Source organism: Streptomyces sp. NPDC021562, from assembly GCF_040640875.1.
GTDB lineage: Bacteria > Actinomycetota > Actinomycetes > Streptomycetales > Streptomycetaceae > Streptomyces.
Genome location: NZ_JBFACN010000008.1, coordinates 167877 through 187301 on the forward strand (window position 1 = coordinate 167877; position 19425 = coordinate 187301).

Consider the following 19425-nt stretch of genomic DNA (forward strand, 5'->3'; position numbering starts at 1 on the left):
ATCGCCGGGATCACCGACTTCGACTCGCTGCGCCGGGCGATGGCGGAGAACTCCGAGGAGCCGGAGGGGCCCGCCCGCAACGCGCGCGCGGAGCAGCTGCTGGCGGAGGCGGAGAGGCTGAACATCCCGCTCGCCGTGATCGAGGCGCTCGGGCACCAGCTGAAGGTCTACAACTACAGCTCCGAGAAGGACAAGATGTTCGTCCCGTTCGCGCGGCTGCTGCGGATGTGGGACGAGCGGCCCGGGGACTTCGACGAGTACGAGACGCATTCGCTGCACTGGGTCTTCAAGTGGATGACGGCCGGCATGCTCGACCAGCCGCACGTCCCGCTCGCCTCGATCGAGAAGTGGCTGGGCGAGATGGAGCACCGCTACCGGATCGCCGGGCACTCGGAACGGGCGGTGCGCAGTGCGGAGTTCAGCGTCGCCGGACACATCGGTGACCTCCCGCGCGCCGAGCGGGCGTACGCCGCCTGGCTGGCGGCGGACCGGGACCGGATGGCCGACTGCCATGCCTGCGAGCTGCACGGGCAGGGCGCCTGGCAGCTGCGCAGCGGCCGGGACGAGGAGGCCATGGAGCTGTGGCGCCCGGTCCTGGAGGGCGAGTACAGCTGCGCCCACGAGCCGCACACCGTGCTCGCCTCCTCGCTGCTCCCGCTGCTGCGGCTGGGCAGGTTCGACGAGGCCCGCGCCCACCACCTGCGCGGGTTCCGGCTGGTGCGCCCCATGGAGAGCATGCGGGGCGCCTACGCCGACCATGTGGAGTTCTGCGCGCTGACCGGCAACGAGGCGCGCGGTCTGGAGCTGCTGGCGGAACGTCCCGCCTACTTCACGGACACCGGTCAGCCGCGCAGCCGGATGGACTTCCTGGCGGTGGTGGCGCTGCTGATGGACCGGCTGACCGAGCTGGGCCTCGAGGGGCAGCGGGTGCCGGGGCCCGCCGGGCGCGCCTGGACCGCCGGGGAACTCGCCGCGCACGCGCGCGGGGAGGCGCTGGAGCTGGCCGCGCGGTTCGACGCCCGCAACGGCACCTCCTCCGTGGGCGACCGGTTGCGTGAGCGGATGGCGCAGCGGCCGTTGGCGGACCGGCTGCCGCTGGGGGTGCGGGCGGTCCGCACGGCGCCCGCCGGGGCGGTGGCACCGGCCGTCCCGGTGGCCCCGGCGGCCCCGGTGACCCCGCCGGGGCTGCCGGCGCTGCTGGCCGAGGCACGCCGGCTGTCGGACACGCTCCAGCCGCACGCCCTGGAGGCGTGGGCGGCGGTCGCGCGGGCCGCCGAGGAGACCGAGGTGGACACGTACGTCCGCGCCGAGATCACCGACCACACGGCGATGGGGCGCGGCCCGGAGGGCGTCGCCCTGTTCGAGCGGGCGGCCGAGCTGTACGCGGAGGCGGGCGACGAGGGCGAGGCGATCGCGGCACGCGCGCGTGCCGCGTACGTACGGGCCCTGTCCGGGGAGCTGGACGAGGCGCTGGCCGGGATCGACGAGCCGTACGACCGGATCCTCGCGCTGTACGCGCAGGACGCGACGGGGGTACGGCAGACGGCGTCGGTGCTGATGAGCCGGGCGCGGATCCTGATGCGGCAGGTGCACGAGCGGTCGACGGGCTCCGCGGCGGCCGAGCGGGCGGTACGGGAGCTGCTGGCGCTGGTCGGCGGACGCGGCGGCGCCGACGTACGGCTGGTGTCCCGGGCGGCCGAGGGGCGGGCGATGCTCGCCGAACTCGCCGAGCACGCCGGGGACGGGGAGCGGGCGGCCGAGCTGTTCCGGCAGGCGTCGGCGCAGTTCGCGGGCGCCGGGCTGCCGTGGTTCGCGGTCGAGTACGAGGTGCGGGTGGCCGCGCTCGCCCATGAGCAGGGCGACCCGGCCGAGGCGGAGCGGGCGCTGCGCTCGGCCCTGGAGCACGGCGGGCCCTACGTGGAGCCGGTCGGGCGGGCGCAGCTGCACCTCCAGCTCGCCGAGGTGGTCGGCGGGCGGGGTGCGGCGGAGGAGGCCGCCGACCACGCCCTGCAGGCCGCGCACTGGGCCGACGAGGCCGGGGAGAGCGGCACGCTGGGTGCCTGGGCCCGGCACCAGCTGGGCGGCTTCCTGCTGCGGCAGGGGCGGTTCGCGGAGGCCGCCGAGGTGCTGGAGTCGGCACTGGCGGACCTGCGGGCCGAGACGCACGGGGACGGCGCGGTGGTCCAGACGCAGTGGTGGCTCGGGGACTGCCTGAGCGAGCTGGGCGAGCACCGCGAGGCCGCCGAACGGCGGCTCCAGGCGGCCGAGATCGCCCGGCACTGGCCCGAGCAGCACGACCACGCCACGCTCGCCCACCTGGCCGCCGAGTCGCTCGGCCACGCGGGCCTGCCGGCCGAGGCCGACCAGGCCTACCGGCGTGCGGGCGAGCTGTGGCGGGCGATGGGCAACGTGCACTTCCTGGTCCGCTCGCTGCGCGCCCGCGCCTGGCTGGCGTTGCGCACGGAGGCGGGCCCGGCGGGCGCGCGGCAGCTGATGGCGGACGCGGTGCGGGAGTGCCGGCAGGCGCTGGAATCCGCCGACGACCCTGCCGCGGCGGACCGGCTGGCGGGTGAACTGGGCCAGACACACCGGCAGTTCGGCGACCTGCTGGCCCGTTCCGCGCCCGAGGACGCCGAGGACGCGGCGATCCAGGAGGCGTTCGAGGCGGCGCTCGCGGAGATGGCGGCGGCCATATCGGTGTTCGGCGGGCTCGGCGCGGACGCGCTGCACAGCCGTACCGGTGCGGAACTCGCCGCGGGCTGGCTGGAGGCGGACCTTGGCCGGCCGGCGGACGCGGCGGCACGCGCGCGTGCGGTGCTGGCCGCCTACGAGGGCGCCGACCCGGCCGACGAGACGGTCCGGGCCCGGCAGGCGGAGGCCCGGCAGCTGCTGGAGCCCACGGAGCAGTGAGGGGGGCCGGGGCTCACTCGACGCCGATGAGGAGCGGGGCCCCCTGCCGGCCGCCGTCGTAGACCACCGTGTCGACCGCGAGGTACGCCTCGCGCACGCGCGCCCGCAGGCGGTCGGCGACGCCCTCGGGCGCCTGGTCGCCGAGGACGAGGGTGACCAGTTCGCCGCCGGCCTGGAGCATGCGGTCCAGGACGGTCTCGGCGGTGGCCGTGACGTCCGAGCCGATCACCGCCACGTCGCCGTCGACGAGCCCCAGCACGTCCCCGGCCTGGCAGATGCCGGCCATCGTCCAGGACTGGCGCTCGGCGACCACGACCTCGGCGTACCTGGTGGCGCCGGCGGCCGAGGTCATCTGGACGACGTCCTCGTCGAAGCGGCGGTCCGGCTGGTGCACCGCGAGCGCGGCGAGGCCCTGGACCGCCGAGCGGGTCGGGATGAGGGCGACCCGGATGCCCTCCGCGCGGGCCTGCTCGGCCGCCGCGGCGGCGGTGTGCCGCAGGTCGCTGTCGTTGGGCAGCAGCACGACCTCACGCGCGTGGGCCCGCCGAACGGCGTCCACCAGCTCCCCGCTGGCGGGCGGCTCCCCGGGCCGCGCGAGGACGACGGTGGCACCGGCCTCGCCGTACAGCGCGGCCAGCCCCTCCCCCGGTACGACGGCGACCACGGCCCGCTGCACCCGCTCGCGCGGCGTCCGCTCCCCGCCGGCGTGCGCGTCCCCGGCGGCGAAGTGGGTGATCCTGATCCGGTGCGGCCGTCCCGCCTCGACGCCCGCCTCCACGGCGGCACCGGCGTCGTCGACGTGCACATGGACGTGCCACAGGCCGTCGCCGCCGACCACCACCAGGGAGTCGCCGAGGGCGTCGAGCCGGGTCCGCAGCCGGTCCACGGCGGCCTCCTCGGCCTCCAGCAGGTAGACGACCTCGAAGGCGGGTCCGGCGGCGGCCTCGGCGCAGGTGCCGGCCCTCACGTCGGAGACGGGGTCGACGCGCGCGTGGACCTGACCCGTCCCGGGCGCCCGCCCGTCGAAAGGTGCCGGGGTCTCCCCCGTGAACGCCTCCACCAGCGCCCCCAGGACCGCGACCAGGCCCCGCCCGCCGGCGTCCACCACCCCGGCACGCTCCAGGACGGCCAGTTGTCCCGGGGTCGCCGCGAGCGCCTTGCACGCGCCCTCGTAGGCGGCCCGCGCGACCGTCCCGCAGTCGCCCCCGGCCCCGTCGGCGGCGGCCGCGGCGGCGGCCGCGACCGACAGCACCGTGCCCTCCACGGGATGGGCGACGGCCTGCCGGGCGGAGTCGGCGGCGTGCCGCAGGGCGAGCCGGAGCCCCTCGCCGTCGATGTGAGTCGCGTCACCCTCGGTGAGCACCTGGGCCATGCCGCGCAGCAGCTGCGCCAGGATCGTGCCGGAGTTGCCGCGCGCGCCTATGAGGGCCCCGTGGGCCATCGCGTGGGCGGCGTCCGCCAGGGTCGGGACCTCCTCGCCCAGCTCGTAGCCGGCGAAGACGGCCTCCACCGCGCCGGTGGCCGACTCGACCGTCAGGTACAGGTTGGTGCCGGTGTCGCCGTCGGCCACCGGGTAGACGTTGATCGCGTCGATCTCCTCGCGCGCCCGGCCGAGCGCCCCGAGCGCGTGACCGCACCAGGCGCGTACCGCCAGAGCATCGAAGAATGTCTGCGGCACCTGCGCCACCTGCGCCTCCTTGAGCCGGCCGGACGTGGACGCAGCGTAGACCCCGCGGGGCCGGCCGCCGGAAGAGGGCCCGGAGCGAGCCCCTGAGCTGCCATGCTAGTTTCGTCTAACCGTCGCAGCCGTTGTATGCTGCTCCGGTTGCCCGATCCGATCGGGCCATTCCCCTGGCAACGCCAATCAAGATCTCAGATCCATCGATCTCGATCCCGGCACGCCGGGATTCAACCGTAAGTGCATCTGAAGTCTTTGGAGTGACCCGTGGCTGCCAACTGCGACGTCTGCGGCAAGGGGCCGGGCTTCGGCAACAACATCTCGTTTTCGCACCGCCGTACGTCCCGTCGCTGGAACCCCAACATCCAGCGTGTGCGTACCGTGGTCGGCGGGACGCCGAAGCGCGTGAACGCCTGCACCTCGTGCATCAAGGCCGGCAAGGTCTCGCGCTGACGCACTGTCGCTGAGCGCGCGGCCACCGCTGGTTCGCTGCACAGAGCCGGTCCACCGGAAGGTGGGCCGGCTTTTTGCCGTGCCCGCGCATCCCGGATCCGGCCGACCGCGTCCTGACCAGCTGTCCCCTTGCGTTTCGGCATCCTGGGCCCCCTCGACAGCGGTGACCTGGCGCGGATCATGTCACCTTCGAGAAGGGCACGCCCGGCCGCGCGGCCGTCATCGCCGACTACGACGGCGACCCGGACCGCGCCGCACCGGTTCGCCGGGATGGGCTGGAAGGTCCCGGCCGCCCTCAAGACGCGGATCCGGGACTTCGCCAAGGGCTGCCGGAAGATCTCCGGGAACGCCGGCCCGTTCTTCGCGCCGGCATCAAGCTGCGGGAGTACCCCTTCTGAGGGCCCAGCCGTGGTCCACGGGCCCGATCCCGGCGCCGAGCGCGAACCCGGCCGCGATCGCCCCGGTGACGTACTCCTTGGCCGCCGCCACCGCCTCCGGCACGGACTGCCCCGTCGCGAGCCGGGCGGCGATCGCGGCGGCGAGGGTGCAGCCGGTGCCGTGCGTGTGCCGGTTGTCGTGCCGGGGGGCGCGCAGCAGATGTTCGTCCGTGCCGTCCGTGAGCAGGTCGACGGCGTCGCCCGGCAGATGCCCGCCCTTGATCAGCACCCACTTCGGTCCGTACGCCAGCACGGCGGCCGCGGCCCGTCGCAGACCGGCCTCCGACTCGACGCGGACACCGGTGAGTTGCGCCACCTCGTCGAGGTTCGGGGTGGCCACGGTGGCGACCGGGAGCAGCTTGGTGCGGACCGAGTCCAGCGCGGAGGCGGCGAGCAGGGGGTCACCGTGCTTGGAGACGCCCACCGGGTCCACGACCGTGGGCACACCGGTCCCGGCGATCAACTCGGACACCGCCTCGACCAGTTCCGCCGAGGCGAGCATGCCGGTCTTCACCGCGTCCACGCCGATGTCGTCCACGACGGCGCGGTACTGGGCGCGCACCGCCGCCACCGGCAGCTCCCAGGCACCCTGGACGCCGACGGAGTTCTGCGCGGTGACCGCGGTGACCACGCTCATGCCGTGGACGCCGAGCGCCAGCATCGTCTTCAGGTCGGCCTGGATCCCGGCCCCGCCGCCGGAGTCGGAGCCCGCGACCGTCAGGACGCGCGGGAGGGTCATGACTCGATGTCCCCGAAGTGGTCCCAGCCGCCCTTGCTGGTCCAGGGCGCCCCGTCGACGGTGACCTGGGGCAGCGCGGACGGGTTGAGGACCTCGCCGATCACCTTCCAGCGGGCGGGCAGTTTCACGTCCGGCGGGAAGGTCGCCACGATCGCGTGGTCCTCGCCGCCGGTCAGCACCCACTGGATGGGGTCGACGCCGACGGCCTGCCCGATGTCGTTCATCTGGGTGGGGACGTCGATCGCGCCGGACCGGATGTCGATACGGACCTTGCTGGCCTCCGCGATGTGCCCGAGGTCGGCGATCAGCCCGTCGCTCACGTCGCACATGGCGGTGGCGCCGAGGCCGGCGGCCGCCGGACCCGCGTGGTAGGGCGGCTCGGGGCGGCGGTGGGCCTCCACGAAGGCGCGGGGCGAGCGGAAGCCGCGGGAGAGCACCGCGTAGCCGGCCGCGGACCAGCCCAGCCAGCCCGTGACGGCCACCAGGTCGCCGGGCTGGGCGCCGCCCCGGGTGACCGGCTCCTGGTTGCGCAGGTCGCCGAGCGCGGTGATGGACACCATGATCGTGTCCCCGCGTACGACGTCCCCGCCGACCACCGAGGCGCCGGCCACCTGGCACTCGTCCCGGATGCCGTCCATCAGCTCGCTGGGCCAGGTCACGGGCAGTTCGGCGGGGACGACCAGGCCGAGCAGCAGCGCGGTCGGCACGGCGCCCATGGCGGCGATGTCCGCGAGGTTCTGGGCGGCGGCCTTGCGGCCCACGTCGTAGGCCGTGGACCAGTCGCGGCGGAAGTGCCGGCCCTCCAGCAGGATGTCGGTGCTCGCCACGACCCGGCGGTCGGGCGCGGCGACCACCGCGGCGTCGTCACCGGGGCCGACCCGGACCGCCGGAGTGGTGGTGAGACGGGAGGTGAGCTCCCTGATGAGCCCGAACTCCCCGAGCTCACCAACAGTGCCCTTCATTGCCCTGGCGCCCCTTCTGTGCCGTGCCGTGCCCGCTCGCGCGTCACCGTCGTCCTGGATACGGTCGAGGTGACCGTCAACTTCTGCCGTGCCTGCACCCTGGCGCGCAAGCCGCTGTCCGCGCAGGTCTCCCCGCGGTGAGCGGCGACGCGATACCGTGGCGTTCCTTTTCCCCACATGATCCTCGTGGCCGCCCTGGAGGTTCCGTGGTACAGGCGTACATCCTGATCCAGACGGAGGTCGGCAAAGCGTCGACCGTCGCCGAGACGATCAGCAAGCTCCCCGGTGTGATCCAGGCCGAGGACGTGACAGGACCGTACGACGTCATCGTGCGCGCGCAGGCCGAGACGGTCGACGAACTCGGTCGGATGGTGGTCGCGAAGGTCCAGCAGGTGGACGGCATCACCCGCACCCTGACCTGCCCGGTGGTCCATCTGTAGCCCCCGTCTACCCTTGGCCGGTGAACTTCTTCCGTCACCGGCCATTCGGTCTGTCCGCGCTCGCCGCGTCGGTGATCGCGACCGCGGGCTGCTCATCAGCAGACGACGCCCCGTCGGCGGCGGTTCCCCGTCCGGGCGCGGCAGTCGTGAAGCTCTGCGACCGCCTCGACCGGGTGCTGCCGACGAAGGTTGACAAGCTGGGCCGGCGTGATCCGGAACCGGCCTCTCCGCTGACCGCCGGCTGGGGCGGCGACCCGGCGATCATACTGCGGTGCGGTGTGCCGCGGCCCGCGAAGATGGCCGACCCGGAGGCGGACGGGGTGGAGGTGAACGGGGTGGGGTGGCTGCTGGAGCAGCAGGCCGACGCGTCGTTCCGGTTCACCACGACGCTGCGGAAGGCGTATGTCGAGGTGACGATTCCGGCGAAGCGGACCGGCGATGGCATGGCGCCGTTGGTGAGCCTGGCGCCGGCCATCAAGGAAGCGGTGCCGGAGGGGATCGCCGACTAGGCGCCGTGGGGGGAGCCGTGGGACGTCGAGTGCGGGTGCGGCGTGGCTTGTCGCGCAGTTCCCCGCGCCCCTTTCGGGGCGCTCCGGCTCGGGGCGATTACTAGCGGAGGCCTGTCGAGCGGGTCAGGGCCGCCTGGATCAGGCGGTCGACGAGGTCGGGGTAGCTGACCCCCGTCGCCTGCCACATCTGCGGGTACATCGAGATCGGGGTGAAGCCCGGCATCGTGTTGATCTCGTTGATGACGAAGTCGCCGTCCTCGGTGAGGAAGAAGTCGGCACGGACCAGGCCCTCGCAGGACGCGGCCTCGAAGGCGTCCACCGCGAGCGCCTGGATCTCGGCCGTCTCCCGCGCGGTCAGCGGGGCCGGGACGACACCGGGGGTGGAGTCGAGGTACTTGGCCTCGAAGTCGTAGTACGCGTGCGCGGCGGCCGGCGGGATCTCGGCCGGGACCGAGGCGCGCGGGCCGTCCTCGAACTCCAGGACGCCGACCTCGATCTCCCGGCCGCGCAGCGCCGCCTCGACGAGGATCTTCGGGTCGTGGGACTGGGCCTGAGCGATCGCCTCGTCCAGGCCCGCCAGGTCGTCGACCTTGGTGATGCCGATCGACGAACCCGCGCGCGCGGGCTTCACGAACAGCGGCCAGCCGTGCTCGCCGGCGAAGTCGACGATCCGCTTGCGGGCGGCGGACTCGTCCTGCTTCCACTCGCGGGGGCGGATCACCAGGTACGGGCCGACCTTGAGCCCGAAGGAGGTGAACACCCGCTTCATGTACTCCTTGTCCTGGCCGACGGCCGAGGCGAGCACGCCCGAGCCGACGTAGGGGACGCCGGAGAGCTCCAGGAGGCCCTGGAGGGTGCCGTCCTCGCCGTAGGGGCCGTGCAGCACCGGGAAGACCACGTCGACCTCGCCGAGCGCCTTGGGCACCGAGCCGGGCTCGCTGTAGACGACCTCGCGGCTGGCCGGGTCGACCGGGAGCACGACGCCGCCCTCGGTGGACTCGGCGAGGTCGCCGACCTCCGGGGTGCGGCGGTCGGCGATCGCCATGCGTTCCGGTTCGTCGGCCGTGAGCACCCAGCGGCCTTCCCGGGTGATGCCGATCGGCAGGACGTCGTACTTCGTCCGGTCGATGGCGGCGAGTACGGCGCCTGCGGTGACCGTGGAGATCCCGTGCTCGGAGCTGCGACCGCCGAACACGACGGCCACACGCGGCTTGCGAGCGGGCTGCTCAGGGCTCTGGGGGAGGTTCTCGGTGCTCATATCGCGTTGAGAGTACCCGGTGGTAGGGCCCCGAGACAGCGTCCGTGGCGTGCCGTGGCTCAGCGTCGCTCGGGCTTCGCGCTGCGCGACATCAGCTCCTTGAGGGCGACCACCGGCGGCTTGCCCTCGTGCACGATGTCCACGACGGTCTCGGTGATCGGCATCTCCACGCCGTGCCTGCGGGCCAGATCGGCCACGGACTCGCAGGACTTGACGCCCTCGGCGGTCTGCCGGGTGACCGCGACGGTCTCCTCCAGGGTCATGCCCTTGCCGAGGTTGGTGCCGAAGGTGTGGTTGCGGGACAGCGGCGAGGAACAGGTGGCCACCAGGTCGCCGAGGCCCGCGAGTCCGGAGAAGGTCAGCGGGTCGGCGCCGAGCGCGCTGCCCAGCCGGGCGGTCTCCGCGAGACCGCGGGTGATGAGCGAGCCCTTGGCGTTGTCGCCGAGCCCCATGCCGTCCGCGATGCCCACGGCGAGGCCGATGACGTTCTTCACGGCGCCGCCCAGCTCGCAGCCGACCACGTCGGTCTCGGTGTACGGCCGGAAGTACGGGGTGTGGCAGGCCGCCTGGAGGCGCCGGGCCACCGTCTCGTCGGTGCAGGCGACCACGGCGGCGGCCGGCATCCGGGCCGCGATCTCCCGGGCGAGGTTGGGCCCGGTGACGACGGCGATACGGTCCGCGCCGACCTTGGTGACGTCGTCGATGACCTCGCTCATCCGCATGGCGGTGCCGAGTTCGACGCCCTTCATCAGGGACACGAGAATCGTCCCGGGCGCGAGCAGCGGCGTCCATTCGGCGAGGTTGGCCCGCATGGTCTGGGACGGCACCGACAGGAACGTGAAGTCGGCGCCGGCGGCCGCCTCGGCGGGGTCGGTCGTGGCCCGGAGGTTCTCGGGGAGTTCCACGCCCGGCAGGTAGTCGGGGTTGGTACGGCCGGAGTTGATCGCCTCCGCGACCTCCGCGCGCCGCGCCCACAGGGTGACCTCGCACCCGGCGTCGGCGAGCACCATCCCGAAGGCCGTACCCCACGAACCCGCGCTGAAGACCGCCGCCTTGGCAGGCTTGCTCACTTGCCGCTCTCCTCTTCCAGACCGCTCTGCGCACGCGTCCGGCGCCGCTGCTCGATCCGCACCTGGCGAGGATCGTAGGGGGTCTCGGGGGCCTTCTCGCCGCGGATCTCCTCCAGCTGGCGCGTGATGGCCGCCATGATGACCTCGGTCGCCTCCTTGAGGACCTCCTGGGTCATCTCCTTGTCGTAGAAGCGGGTGAGGTCGACCGGCGGACCGGCGAGGACGTGGTGCGTCTTGCGGGGCAGCAGGTTGAGCTTCTTCGCGTACGGCGGGAGCAGTTCGTTGGCGCCCCACTGGGCGACCGGGATCACCGGGCACCTGGTCTGCAGGGCGACGCGGGCGGCACCGGTCTTGCCGGTCATGGGCCACTGGTCCGGGTCGCGCGTGATCGTTCCCTCCGGGTAGAAGGCGACGCACTCGCCACGTTCCACGGCGTCGATCGCGGCCCGGAAGGCGCTGAGCGCGTCGGTGGACTCCCGGTAGACGGGGATCTGCCCGGTGCCCCGCATGGCGGCACCGACGAATCCCTTCTTGAAAAGCCCGCTCTTCGCCAGGAATCGCGGAACGCGGCCGCTGTTGTACTGATAGTGGGCGTAGGCGAAGGGGTCGATGTGGGAATTGTGGTTCACCGCGGTGATAAATCCGCCCTCGGCCGGAATGTGCTCCATTCCGCGCCAGTCCCGCTTGATCAGAACCACCAGCGGCGGTTTGCAGAGCACCGCAGCGAAGCGGTACCAGAAGCCGATTCTCCGGCGGGGCACGCGGACACCTTCCTCTAGGACTTCCTCCCGGTCCGGGATCGGGAAGAAGTGTGGTCCCGGCCCGCCGGTCTGTCGAGAACACCGTACGCCTCGGTGTCGCGGTCACCCGGTGAGCCCGGGTGACAATGAGGCAACAAGGGAGGGACGGTACATCGGTGCAGTGGACCTTGGTCATTCCGCTCAAGCCTCTGGCCCGGGCCAAGAGCAGGCTCGCGGACACCGCGTCGGACGGCGTGCGCCCGTCGCTGGCCCTCGCGTTCGCCCTGGACACGGTGGCGGCGGCCCTGGCCTGCCAGGCCGTGAAGGATGTGGCGGTCGTCACGGTCGATCCGCTGGCCGGACGCGAACTCTCGGCGCTGGGCGCGCGCATCGTCCCCGACACGCCGGGAGGCGGCCTGAACGCCGCCCTCCGGCACGGGGCGGCCGTCGTCCGCGCATCGCGTCCGGAAAGCCCCGTGGCGGCCCTGAACGCCGATCTGCCCGCGTTGCGTCCGCTGGAATTGGCCCGGGTGCTCGACTCGGCCGCGGAATTCCCGCGCGCTTTTCTCCCGGACGCGGCGGCGATCGGCACGACTCTGCTGACGGCGGCGCCCGGCAGTGAATTGGCGCCCGCGTTCGGCCCGGATTCCCGCGCCCGGCACGCCGCCTCGGGAGCCGTGGAGCTGCGGGTCGCCGACGTCGACTCGGTACGCCAGGACGTGGACACCGGTGCGGACCTGCGCACCGCCCTGGCCCTGGGCATGGGGCCCCGCACGGCCGCGGTGGCGGCCCGCCTGCTGATCCCGGACCAGTAGGCTGCGCCCATGCAGGCGACCGCTTACACGTACGACCCCGAGACCCACAGCGGCCAGGTACTCCTGGACGACGGAACCCCGGTCCCCTTCGACGGCCCGGCCTTCGAGGCGGGCGGCCTGAGGCTGCTGCGACCCGGACAGCGGGTGCGGATCGAAACGGAGGGGGCCGGAGACGACCTCCGGATCACCCTCGTGACCTTGCAGACGCTCTGAGGCGGTACCCCCATCTGAAAGCCCCCTGGAACACACCGCGGGCCGGACTCCCCGGGGGAATCCGGCCCGTCGCGTGAGTATCCCGACTGCGCCGCGGAAAGCGGACGCCTAGCGACTCGCGGTCTTCTTGGCGGTGGCCTTCCGCGCGGTCGACTTCTTGGCCGGCGCCTTCTTGGCGGTGACCTTCTTGGCCGGCGCCTTCTGCGCGGCGGTCTTCTTCGCGGTCGCCGTGGTCTTCTTGGCGGTGGTCTTCTTCGCCGCCGCGGTGGTCTTCTTGGCCGCCGCCGCGCCCGTGGTCTTCTTCGCCGTCGTCTTCTTCGCGGCGGCCGTGGTCTTCCTGGCCCCGCCCGTCGCCTTCTTGGCGGTGGTCTTCTTGGCCGCCGCCTTCTTGACCGTCGCCGAAGCGGTGCCGGTCAGGCTGCCCTTGGGCGCCTTCTTGACCGAGACCTCACCGCCGCGCGGGAGCTTCTTGGAGCCGCTCACCAGGTCCTTGAAGCCCTGACCTGCACGGAAGCGCGGCACGGAGGTCTTCTTGACCCGAACCCGCTCGCCCGTCTGGGGATTGCGGGCGTAACGGGCGGGGCGGTCCACCTTCTCGAAGGACCCGAAGCCGGTGACCGAGACCCGCTCACCCGCGACGACCGCGCGGACGATGGCGTCCAGGACATGGTCGACAGCGTCGGCCGCCTGCTGGCGGCCGCCCATCTTGTCGGCAATCGCTTCTACGAGCTGCGCCTTGTTCACGTCTTCCCCTTCGGAGACCTCGCCAGAACGAAAGTGTTCAAGCTTTTTCGCACGTTAGGCAGATATATACCGCAAATCAAACACGAAACGGGCTAATCACCCTTGTGCCGCAACGGACTCGACCGTCTCGCAGGGTCCGGTCAGCCTTCCTCTTGCGGGAATCGACCCGCTTCGAGGTCGGCGTTGAACCGCTCGAGCCGCCTTGCCGCGTCGGCGATGTCGTGCTTGGCCGCGGCCGTAATGACCAGCAGCTTCCGGGTCAGCGCCATCCGTACGCCCTCCGGGACTTGCAGTGCGCGCACTGTTGTGTGCGCTTCCTTCAGTTGGTCCGCGACCGCCGCATAGAGCTGGAGTTGGCCGTCGTGTTCCATGCACAGATTGTGCCATCTGGGGCGAGTTGTCGCCTGCGCAGGGGGCAACTGCCGCCTCGAATGGCCTTCCGGGCACTTGCGCGAGCGCCGGACACAGCACTCACCTACCCCCACAACATCAGGCCTAACGTGGGAAGTTGGCAAGACCTGCGACAACGCGAGCGTCCGTTCGGGTGCAGACATGGCCGTACCCCCAATCGTGGCGATCGGGGGTACCGGCGGGGTCGTGCGATGGCTGAAACCAGCCGTATTCAGATGTGGTGATCAGGCCCGAACCGGGCTCCGGTCAGACCTGGAGCGTCCGCGGCTTGTACGACGGCCGCTTGGCCTCGTAGGCGGCGATGTCGGCCTCGTTCTGGAGGGTGATGGAGATGTCGTCCAGCCCGTTCAGCAGCCGCCAGCGGGAGTTCTCGTCCAGCTCGAAGGAGGCGGTGACGCCCTCGGCGCGCACCTCGCGGTTCTCCAGGTCGACGGTGATCTCCGCCTCGGGGTCGCGCTCCGAGAGCTCCTGGAGCGCCTCCACGATCTTCTGGTCCAGGACCACCGTGAGCAGGCCGTTCTTCAGCGAGTTGCCCCGGAAGATGTCGGCGAAGCGGGAGGAGATCACGGTCTTGAAGCCGTAGTTCTGCAGCGCCCACACGGCGTGCTCACGGGAGGAGCCGGTGCCGAAGTCGGGGCCGGCGACCAGGACGGTGGCGCCCTGCCGCTCGGGGCGGTTGAGGATGAAGTCCTCGTCCTTGCGCCAGGCCTCGAACAGCCCGTCCTCGAAGCCGTCCCGGGTCACCTTCTTGAGCCAGTGAGCAGGGATGATCTGGTCGGTGTCGACGTTGGAGCGGCGCAGCGGGACGGCCCGGCCGGTGTGCGTGGTGAATGCTTCCATGGCTGATCAGACTCCAGCGGGCGTACGAACGTCGGACAGGTCGGCCGGGGAGGCCAGGTGGCCCAGGACGGCGGTCGCGGCCGCGACCTGCGGCGACACCAGGTGGGTGCGCCCGCCCTTGCCCTGCCGCCCCTCGAAGTTGCGGTTCGAGGTGGAGGCGGAACGCTCGCCCGGGGCCAGCTGGTCGGGGTTCATGCCGAGGCACATCGAGCAGCCCGCGTGCCGCCATTCGGCACCGGCCTCCTTGAAGACCACGTCCAGGCCCTCGGAGACGGCCTGCAGACCGACCCGCGCGGAGCCGGGGACGACCAGCATCCGTACGCCGTCGGCGACTTTGCGGCTGCGGAGGATCTCGGCGGCGGCGCGCAGGTCCTCGATCCGGCCGTTGGTGCAGGAGCCTACGAAGACGGTGTCCACGGCGATGGAGCGCAGCGGCTGGCCGGCCTCCAACCCCATGTACTCCAGGGCCTTTTCGGCGGCGAGGCGCTCCGAAGCGTCTTCGTACGAAGCCGGGTCGGGGACGTTCGCCGAAAGCGGGGCGCCCTGGCCCGGGTTGGTGCCCCAGGTGACGAACGGCGAGAGCGCGGCGGCGTCGATGTGGACCTCGGCGTCGAAGACCGCGTCCTCGTCCGTGCGCAGCGTCTTCCAGTACTCGACCGCCGCGTCCCAGTCGGCGCCCTCGGGGGCGTGGGCGCGGCCCTTGATGTACGCGAAGGTGGTCTCGTCGGGGGCGATCATGCCCGCGCGGGCGCCGGCCTCGATCGACATGTTGCAGATGGTCATGCGGGCCTCCATCGAGAGCTTCTCGATGGCGGAGCCGCGGTACTCCAGGATGTAGCCCTGGCCGCCGCCGGTGCCGATCTTGGCGATGATCGCCAGGATCAGGTCCTTGGCGGTGACGCCCTCGGGCAGTTCGCCGTCGACCGTGATGGCCATGGTCTTCGGGCGGGCCAGCGGCAGCGTCTGGGTGGCCAGCACGTGCTCCACCTGGGAGGTGCCGATGCCGAACGCCAGCGCGCCGAAGGCGCCGTGGGTGGAGGTGTGGGAGTCGCCGCAGACGACCGTCGTGCCCGGCTGCGTCAGGCCCAGCTGCGGGCCGACCACGTGCACGACGCCCTGCTCGACGTCGCCCAGCGGGTGCAGGCGCACCCCGAACTCGGCGCAGTTCTTGCGCAGCGTCTCCAGCTGGGCGCGGGAGACGGGGTCCGCGATCGGCTTGTCGATGTCGAGGGTCGGGGTGTTGTGGTCCTCGGTCGCGATGGTGAGGTCGAGGCGGCGCACCGGGCGGCCGTTCTGACGCAGACCGTCGAAGGCCTGCGGGCTGGTCACCTCGTGCAGCAGGTGCAGATCGATGAAGAGGAGGTCGGGCTCGCCCTCGGCGCGCCGGACGACGTGGTCGTCCCAGACCTTCTCCGCGAGTGTCCTACCCATCGCTTTCCCTCCGGCCGGCAGACGTGCACCGGCCCAACTAGAGATCTTGAGGAAGCGGCTGCCCGTGTTCCGGGCCCCTGAAGTCGTGGTTCCGGGCGTCCGCCGCCGGGCCCGTTGGTCCGCGGGCCACTGTGTTCTTCCAGAGTGGCGCGTTCCCCCGAAAATTGAACTTGCGTTTCACAGAGTGAGACGTGAGTATCGTTGCATGGACAACAGTAGCGGCGTCGGCGTTCTGGACAAGGCGGCCCTTGTCCTGAGCGCTCTGGAGTCCGGTCCGGCCACCCTCGCGGGTCTGGTCGGCGCAACCGGACTGGCACGGCCCACGGCCCATCGGCTGGCCGTGGCTCTGGAACACCACCGCATGGTGGCACGCGACATGCAGGGCCGTTTCATTCTCGGTCCGCGACTCGCGGAACTGGCCGCGGCGGCCGGCGAGGACCGCCTGCTCGCGACGGCGGGCCCGGTGCTCACGCACCTGCGCGACATCACCGGCGAGAGCGCGCAGCTCTACCGCCGGCAGGGAGACATGCGGATCTGCGTGGCCGCCGCGGAACGCCTGTCCGGCCTGCGGGACACGGTCCCGGTCGGCTCGACCCTCACGATGAAGGCCGGTTCCTCGGCGCAGATCCTGATGGCCTGGGAGGAGCCGGAGCGGCTGCACCGCGGCCTGCAGGGGGCCCGCTTCACGGCGACGGCCCTCTCCGGCGTCCGGCGCCGCGGCTGGGCCCAGTCCATCGGTGAGCGGGAGCCGGGCGTCGCGTCGGTGTCGGCGCCGGTGCGGGGGCCCTCCAACCGCGTGGTCGCCGCCGTCTCCGTCTCCGGCCCGATCGAGCGCCTGACCCGCCACCCCGGCCGCATGCACGCCCAGGCGGTCATCGACGCGGCGGGCCGCCTCTCCGAGGCCCTGCGCCGCACGGGCTGAGCCCCGAAACGAACGCTCCCGCCAGGAGAGGCCGCCTCAACGCCGCGGCAGCTTTCTCCCGACGGGAGCGGGAGCGCCCCGTAAGGGGCGCGGGGAACTGCGCGACCAGCCACGACGGCGTCGCACTCGACCACCCGCGAAGCCCGACGGCGAGCAATGTGCCTCCACAGGCCGTCAGCCGTCCGCGACGCCGTCGTGGCTGGTCGCGCAGTTCCTCCCCCAGCGCCCCTAGGAAGTCCCACTTCCGGAGCGATGAGCGAACCGGTCCTTCGCGTAGCGGCCCCGGCGCTCCACGGGGACCGTCCCGCTCGCCGCGCCCAGGCCGAACTCCGGCATGTCGAAGTAGATCGACTCGTACGACCCCTCGGGCGCCACGTACGTCTCGTGCCACAGGCCCACGTGCTGCCGCAGCTTCCCCGCCCGCTCCTTGCGGTTCACCTGGCTCCACACCCCGTGGTGCAGCATCTCCGGCGAACTCGCGTACGCGTACAGCTTCTCCTTGGACTCCCAGTACTGGACGACGTAGTACGTCCGCGGTGACGCCGTCAGCAGGACGCGTCCGAGGAGCCCCCGGCCGGGGTCCCGCGCCAGCTCCCCCAGCATGCGGACCATGGCCAGCATGACCGGGAGCCACTGGTGCACCGCCCAGAAGTGGTTGATGCGCAGGCCGATCAGCAGCACCACCGCATCGCCCTCGCGCGCCGCGGTCCTGCGGCCCGGTATCGGTTTGCCGACCATGCGAGACACCCCCGATTCCCGGTCGGATAGCGGCACTATCCGTCCCTTGGTGCTTGGATAGTGGCACTTACCAAGGAGAGGTGCAAGAGATGCGGCTTGCCCGGTTGAGCGAGCGCAGCGGGGTGCCCGTCGCGACGATCAAGTACTACCTGCGCGAGGGCCTGTTGCCGCCGGGCCGCCAGGTCAACACCACGACCGCGGAGTACGACGAGGAGCACCTGCGCCGGCTGCGGCTGGTGCGGGCGATGATCCAGGTCGGCCGGGTGCCGGTGGCGAAGGTGCGCGAGGTGCTCGGGCACGTCGACGACGAGTCCCTGGGCCGCACCATCAGGGTGGGCGCCGCGCTGTGGGCGTTGCCACAGGTGCCCGAGCCGGACGAGGACGACGAGTACGTGCGGGCCGCGCACCGGGAGGTGGGCGCCCTGCTGACCACCCTCGGCTGGGAGAACGCCAAGCAGCTGACGACCCTCTCCCCCGCCTATCGCCGGCTGGTGGTGTCGGTGGCCGCGTTCCGCCGGCTCGGTTACGACTGGGACAGCGAACTCCTCGTGACCCGGGCGAAGTTGATGCACCAGGCGGCGATCGCCGATCTGGACTTCCTGGAGACGCGGCCCTCGGAGAAGGAGAAGGTGGCGGCCGCGGTGGCCAGCGCGGTGCTGGTGGAGCCGATGCTCCAGGCCCTGCACCGGCTGGCCCAGGAGGAGGAGACGGCCCGGCGCTACGGCTTCGAGTAGGGCCCGGACACGACGAAGGCCCTCCGCAGGGAGCGGAGGGCCTTCGTCGTCTGTACCCCCGACCGGATTCGAACCGGCGCTACCGCCTTGAGAGGGCGGCGTGCTAGGCCGCTACACAACGGGGGCGTGGATCTTGCAAGCGTTCGATGTGCAACGCCGCAGATCCCAGCTGGTCTACCTGGACTCGAACCAAGACTAACTGAACCAGAATCAGTCGTGCTGCCAATTACACCATAGACCAATGATGGTTTAGACCAGTTCGTACCCCCGACCGGATTCGAACCGGCGCTACCGCCTTGAGAGGGCGGCGTGCTAGGCCGCTACACAACGGGGGCCCTAGCGATCACCTGTGGATGATCTCCGTACCCCCGACCGGATTCGAACCGGCGCTACTGCCTTGAGAGGGCAGCGTGCTAGGCCGCTACACAACGGGGGCTTTGCAGATGAGCTCTGCGAGCTGGCCTACCTGGACTCGAACCAAGACTAACTGAACCAGAATCAGTCGTGCTGCCAATTACACCATAGGCCACTGGAACGCAAGCCCCTGAGGGGATCTTGTTCTAGTTTCGCTCCTCCGGTTCCGGCCTTTCGGCCCGCTCCCCGGCGGCGCAGGAAGAACATTACCTGAAGGTGGACGGGGCTCCAAAACGGGTATCGGCGCGCAGGAGCGCGGGCAGTTCGGCGAGGGAGGCGATCCGGTGCGGGCCGACGGGCGCGTCGGCCCCGGTGGACGCTCCGGTCCGGTCGATCCACACCGACAGCAGCCCCGCGTCGACGGCACCGCGCGCGTCGATCTCCGGGTGGTCACCGACGTACGCGACCTCGTGCGGGGGCAGGTCCAGCGCCTCGCAGGCCGCCAGGAAGGCACCGGCGGCGGGCTTGGAGACGCCGAGTTCGGCGGCGCACAGGATGACCTCGAAGCGGTCGTGCACACCGAGCGCCCGCAGCTTGGGGTCCTGGACGTGCAGGCTGGAGTTGGACAGCACGGCGTGCCGGTAGCCCGCGGCGAGCGCGTCGAGGGCGGGCAGGACGTCCGGGAAGAGGGCCCAGGCGGCCTCGTAGTGGGTGCGGTAGCGCCCGAACCAGTCGTCGGCCTCGTCGCCGCTCAGGGCCTCCCCGAGGAACACCCGGATCCGCTCCCGGCGCTGCTCCTCGAAGGACACCTCCCCCGCCGAGAACCGCGCCCACTGCCGGTCGGTGATCTCCCGCCACCGCACCAGCGCCGCCTCGGCACTCTCGTACGCCGCGAGCAGCCCCTCGGCCGCGAGGTGCGCCCGCATGCCCGCGCGGTCGGCGCTCGTGTAGTCGAAGAGAGTGTCGTCCACGTCCCAGACCACGGCCCTGATCGTCATACGCCCGACGGTACCCGGCGGGTACGACG

20 protein-coding genes and 5 tRNA genes are annotated in these 19425 nt (G+C 72.0%); 8 read left to right on the forward strand and 17 right to left on the reverse strand.

Going from position 1 to position 19425, the window contains the following annotated elements:
- Positions 1 to 2910 (forward strand): tetratricopeptide repeat protein, encoded by a 2910-nt coding sequence (locus AB0G52_RS14830; protein ID WP_361336816.1) that lies wholly within the window; start codon positions 1 to 3, stop codon positions 2908 to 2910.
- Positions 2911 to 2923: 13 nt separating this feature from the next.
- Here the strand turns inward: AB0G52_RS14830 and AB0G52_RS14835 are convergent, their stop codons facing one another.
- Positions 2924 to 4597: a DAK2 domain-containing protein gene (locus AB0G52_RS14835; RefSeq protein WP_361336681.1), complete on the reverse strand. Its 1674-nt coding sequence runs from the start codon at positions 4595 to 4597 to the stop codon at positions 2924 to 2926.
- 258 nt (positions 4598 to 4855) lie between these two features.
- Between AB0G52_RS14835 and rpmB the strand changes: the two genes are divergently transcribed.
- Positions 4856 to 5041, forward strand: coding sequence for a 50S ribosomal protein L28 (gene rpmB, locus AB0G52_RS14840; RefSeq protein WP_009190838.1), 186 nt, complete (start codon positions 4856 to 4858; stop codon positions 5039 to 5041).
- A gap of 372 nt (positions 5042 to 5413) precedes the next feature.
- Here rpmB and thiD read toward each other — a convergent pair whose 3' ends face one another.
- Together thiD and AB0G52_RS14850 are read right to left on the reverse strand one after the other, a co-directional pair.
- Positions 5414 to 6217 (reverse strand): bifunctional hydroxymethylpyrimidine kinase/phosphomethylpyrimidine kinase, encoded by an 804-nt coding sequence (gene thiD / locus AB0G52_RS14845; RefSeq protein WP_132889790.1) that lies wholly within the window; start codon positions 6215 to 6217, stop codon positions 5414 to 5416.
- Positions 6214 to 7179 (reverse strand): thiamine-phosphate kinase, encoded by a 966-nt coding sequence (locus AB0G52_RS14850; RefSeq protein ID WP_132889789.1) that lies wholly within the window; start codon positions 7177 to 7179, stop codon positions 6214 to 6216. Before AB0G52_RS14850 ends, thiD begins: the two co-directional genes overlap by 4 nt.
- Before the next feature lie 206 nt (positions 7180 to 7385).
- Between AB0G52_RS14850 and AB0G52_RS14855 the strand changes: the two genes are divergently transcribed.
- The gene (locus AB0G52_RS14855) at positions 7386 to 7619 is read left to right on the forward strand and encodes an Lrp/AsnC ligand binding domain-containing protein (RefSeq protein WP_132889788.1); all 234 of its coding nucleotides are present in this window, start codon (positions 7386 to 7388) and stop codon (positions 7617 to 7619) included.
- Positions 7620 to 7639: 20 nt separating this feature from the next.
- The gene (locus AB0G52_RS14860; RefSeq protein ID WP_132889787.1) at positions 7640 to 8128 is read left to right on the forward strand and encodes a DUF3515 domain-containing protein; all 489 of its coding nucleotides are present in this window, start codon (positions 7640 to 7642) and stop codon (positions 8126 to 8128) included.
- A gap of 100 nt (positions 8129 to 8228) precedes the next feature.
- On the opposite strand, the gene AB0G52_RS14865 is transcribed toward AB0G52_RS14860, so the two are convergent.
- Genes AB0G52_RS14865 through AB0G52_RS14875 form a run of 3 tightly spaced genes read right to left on the reverse strand, consistent with a single transcriptional unit; the run spans position 8229 to position 11217 of the window.
- Positions 8229 to 9386: a D-alanine--D-alanine ligase family protein gene (locus AB0G52_RS14865; protein WP_132889786.1), complete on the reverse strand. Its 1158-nt coding sequence runs from the start codon at positions 9384 to 9386 to the stop codon at positions 8229 to 8231.
- 59 nt (positions 9387 to 9445) lie between these two features.
- Positions 9446 to 10456 carry an NAD(P)H-dependent glycerol-3-phosphate dehydrogenase gene (locus AB0G52_RS14870; RefSeq protein WP_358974973.1) on the reverse strand — a complete coding sequence of 337 codons (1011 nt, stop codon included), beginning with the start codon at positions 10454 to 10456 and terminating at the stop codon, positions 9446 to 9448.
- The gene (locus AB0G52_RS14875; RefSeq protein ID WP_132889784.1) at positions 10453 to 11217 is read right to left on the reverse strand and encodes a lysophospholipid acyltransferase family protein; all 765 of its coding nucleotides are present in this window, start codon (positions 11215 to 11217) and stop codon (positions 10453 to 10455) included. Before AB0G52_RS14875 ends, AB0G52_RS14870 begins: the two co-directional genes overlap by 4 nt.
- A 155-nt stretch (positions 11218 to 11372) precedes the next feature.
- Here AB0G52_RS14875 and cofC point away from each other — a divergent pair, with 155 nt between their 5' ends.
- Both cofC and AB0G52_RS14885 read left to right on the forward strand, forming a co-directional pair.
- Positions 11373 to 12011, forward strand: a complete 639-nt coding sequence (gene cofC / locus AB0G52_RS14880) for a 2-phospho-L-lactate guanylyltransferase (protein ID WP_361336685.1) — start codon at positions 11373 to 11375, stop codon at positions 12009 to 12011.
- Between the two features lie 9 nt (positions 12012 to 12020).
- The gene (locus AB0G52_RS14885; RefSeq protein WP_132889782.1) at positions 12021 to 12224 is read left to right on the forward strand and encodes a hypothetical protein; all 204 of its coding nucleotides are present in this window, start codon (positions 12021 to 12023) and stop codon (positions 12222 to 12224) included.
- Between the two features lie 108 nt (positions 12225 to 12332).
- Here AB0G52_RS14885 and AB0G52_RS14890 read toward each other — a convergent pair whose 3' ends face one another.
- The 4 genes from AB0G52_RS14890 to leuC form a co-directional block, all read right to left on the reverse strand.
- Positions 12333 to 12968 carry an HU family DNA-binding protein gene (locus AB0G52_RS14890; RefSeq protein WP_132889781.1) on the reverse strand — a complete coding sequence of 212 codons (636 nt, stop codon included), beginning with the start codon at positions 12966 to 12968 and terminating at the stop codon, positions 12333 to 12335.
- Positions 12969 to 13108: 140 nt separating this feature from the next.
- The gene (locus tag AB0G52_RS14895) at positions 13109 to 13339 is read right to left on the reverse strand and encodes a hypothetical protein (protein WP_046733962.1); all 231 of its coding nucleotides are present in this window, start codon (positions 13337 to 13339) and stop codon (positions 13109 to 13111) included.
- Between the two features lie 286 nt (positions 13340 to 13625).
- Positions 13626 to 14219, reverse strand: a complete 594-nt coding sequence (leuD, locus tag AB0G52_RS14900; RefSeq protein WP_132889780.1) for a 3-isopropylmalate dehydratase small subunit — start codon at positions 14217 to 14219, stop codon at positions 13626 to 13628.
- 6 nt (positions 14220 to 14225) lie between these two features.
- Positions 14226 to 15650 (reverse strand): 3-isopropylmalate dehydratase large subunit, encoded by a 1425-nt coding sequence (gene leuC, locus AB0G52_RS14905; RefSeq protein WP_361336688.1) that lies wholly within the window; start codon positions 15648 to 15650, stop codon positions 14226 to 14228.
- Positions 15651 to 15855: 205 nt separating this feature from the next.
- On the opposite strand from leuC, the gene ndgR reads away from it, so the two are divergent.
- Positions 15856 to 16572 carry an IclR family transcriptional regulator NdgR gene (ndgR, locus tag AB0G52_RS14910; RefSeq protein ID WP_003993203.1) on the forward strand — a complete coding sequence of 239 codons (717 nt, stop codon included), beginning with the start codon at positions 15856 to 15858 and terminating at the stop codon, positions 16570 to 16572.
- A 228-nt stretch (positions 16573 to 16800) separates the two neighbouring features.
- On the opposite strand, the gene AB0G52_RS14915 is transcribed toward ndgR, so the two are convergent.
- Positions 16801 to 17310 carry a DUF4188 domain-containing protein gene (locus AB0G52_RS14915; protein ID WP_361336690.1) on the reverse strand — a complete coding sequence of 170 codons (510 nt, stop codon included), beginning with the start codon at positions 17308 to 17310 and terminating at the stop codon, positions 16801 to 16803.
- 89 nt (positions 17311 to 17399) lie between these two features.
- Here AB0G52_RS14915 and AB0G52_RS14920 point away from each other — a divergent pair, with 89 nt between their 5' ends.
- Positions 17400 to 18044 (forward strand): MerR family transcriptional regulator, encoded by a 645-nt coding sequence (locus tag AB0G52_RS14920; RefSeq protein WP_361336692.1) that lies wholly within the window; start codon positions 17400 to 17402, stop codon positions 18042 to 18044.
- 53 nt (positions 18045 to 18097) lie between these two features.
- Here the strand turns inward: AB0G52_RS14920 and AB0G52_RS14925 are convergent.
- The 6 genes from AB0G52_RS14925 to AB0G52_RS14950 form a co-directional block, all read right to left on the reverse strand.
- Positions 18098 to 18170, reverse strand: a tRNA-Glu gene (locus tag AB0G52_RS14925).
- Between the two features lie 43 nt (positions 18171 to 18213).
- Positions 18214 to 18285, reverse strand: a tRNA-Gln gene (locus tag AB0G52_RS14930).
- Between the two features lie 21 nt (positions 18286 to 18306).
- Positions 18307 to 18379, reverse strand: a tRNA-Glu gene (locus tag AB0G52_RS14935).
- Positions 18380 to 18407: 28 nt separating this feature from the next.
- Positions 18408 to 18480, reverse strand: a tRNA-Glu gene (locus tag AB0G52_RS14940).
- 21 nt (positions 18481 to 18501) lie between these two features.
- A tRNA-Gln gene (locus AB0G52_RS14945) sits at positions 18502 to 18573 on the reverse strand.
- A 91-nt stretch (positions 18574 to 18664) separates the two neighbouring features.
- Positions 18665 to 19396 carry an HAD family hydrolase gene (locus AB0G52_RS14950; protein WP_361336694.1) on the reverse strand — a complete coding sequence of 244 codons (732 nt, stop codon included), beginning with the start codon at positions 19394 to 19396 and terminating at the stop codon, positions 18665 to 18667.
- Between the last annotated feature and the right edge of the window lie 29 nt (positions 19397 to 19425).

Excerpts from the sequence above, each read along its gene's own strand:
- thiD (WP_132889790.1), bottom strand. The coding sequence starts at position 6,217 with ATGACCCTCCCGCGCGTCCTGACGGTCGCGGGCTCCGACTCCGGCGGC.
- AB0G52_RS14850 (WP_132889789.1), bottom strand. The coding sequence starts at position 7,179 with ATGAAGGGCACTGTTGGTGAGCTCGGGGAGTTCGGGCTCATCAGGGAG.
- AB0G52_RS14865 (WP_132889786.1), bottom strand. The coding sequence starts at position 9,386 with ATGAGCACCGAGAACCTCCCCCAGAGCCCTGAGCAGCCCGCTCGCAAG.
- AB0G52_RS14885 (WP_132889782.1), top strand. The coding sequence starts at position 12,021 with ATGCAGGCGACCGCTTACACGTACGACCCCGAGACCCACAGCGGCCAG.
- AB0G52_RS14895 (WP_046733962.1), bottom strand. The coding sequence starts at position 13,339 with ATGGAACACGACGGCCAACTCCAGCTCTATGCGGCGGTCGCGGACCAA.
- leuD (WP_132889780.1), bottom strand. The coding sequence starts at position 14,219 with ATGGAAGCATTCACCACGCACACCGGCCGGGCCGTCCCGCTGCGCCGC.
- leuC (WP_361336688.1), bottom strand. The coding sequence starts at position 15,650 with ATGGGTAGGACACTCGCGGAGAAGGTCTGGGACGACCACGTCGTCCGG.
- ndgR (WP_003993203.1), top strand. The coding sequence starts at position 15,856 with ATGGACAACAGTAGCGGCGTCGGCGTTCTGGACAAGGCGGCCCTTGTC.
- AB0G52_RS14915 (WP_361336690.1), bottom strand. The coding sequence starts at position 17,310 with ATGGTCGGCAAACCGATACCGGGCCGCAGGACCGCGGCGCGCGAGGGC.
- AB0G52_RS14920 (WP_361336692.1), top strand. The coding sequence starts at position 17,400 with ATGCGGCTTGCCCGGTTGAGCGAGCGCAGCGGGGTGCCCGTCGCGACG.
- AB0G52_RS14950 (WP_361336694.1), bottom strand. The coding sequence starts at position 19,396 with ATGACGATCAGGGCCGTGGTCTGGGACGTGGACGACACTCTCTTCGAC.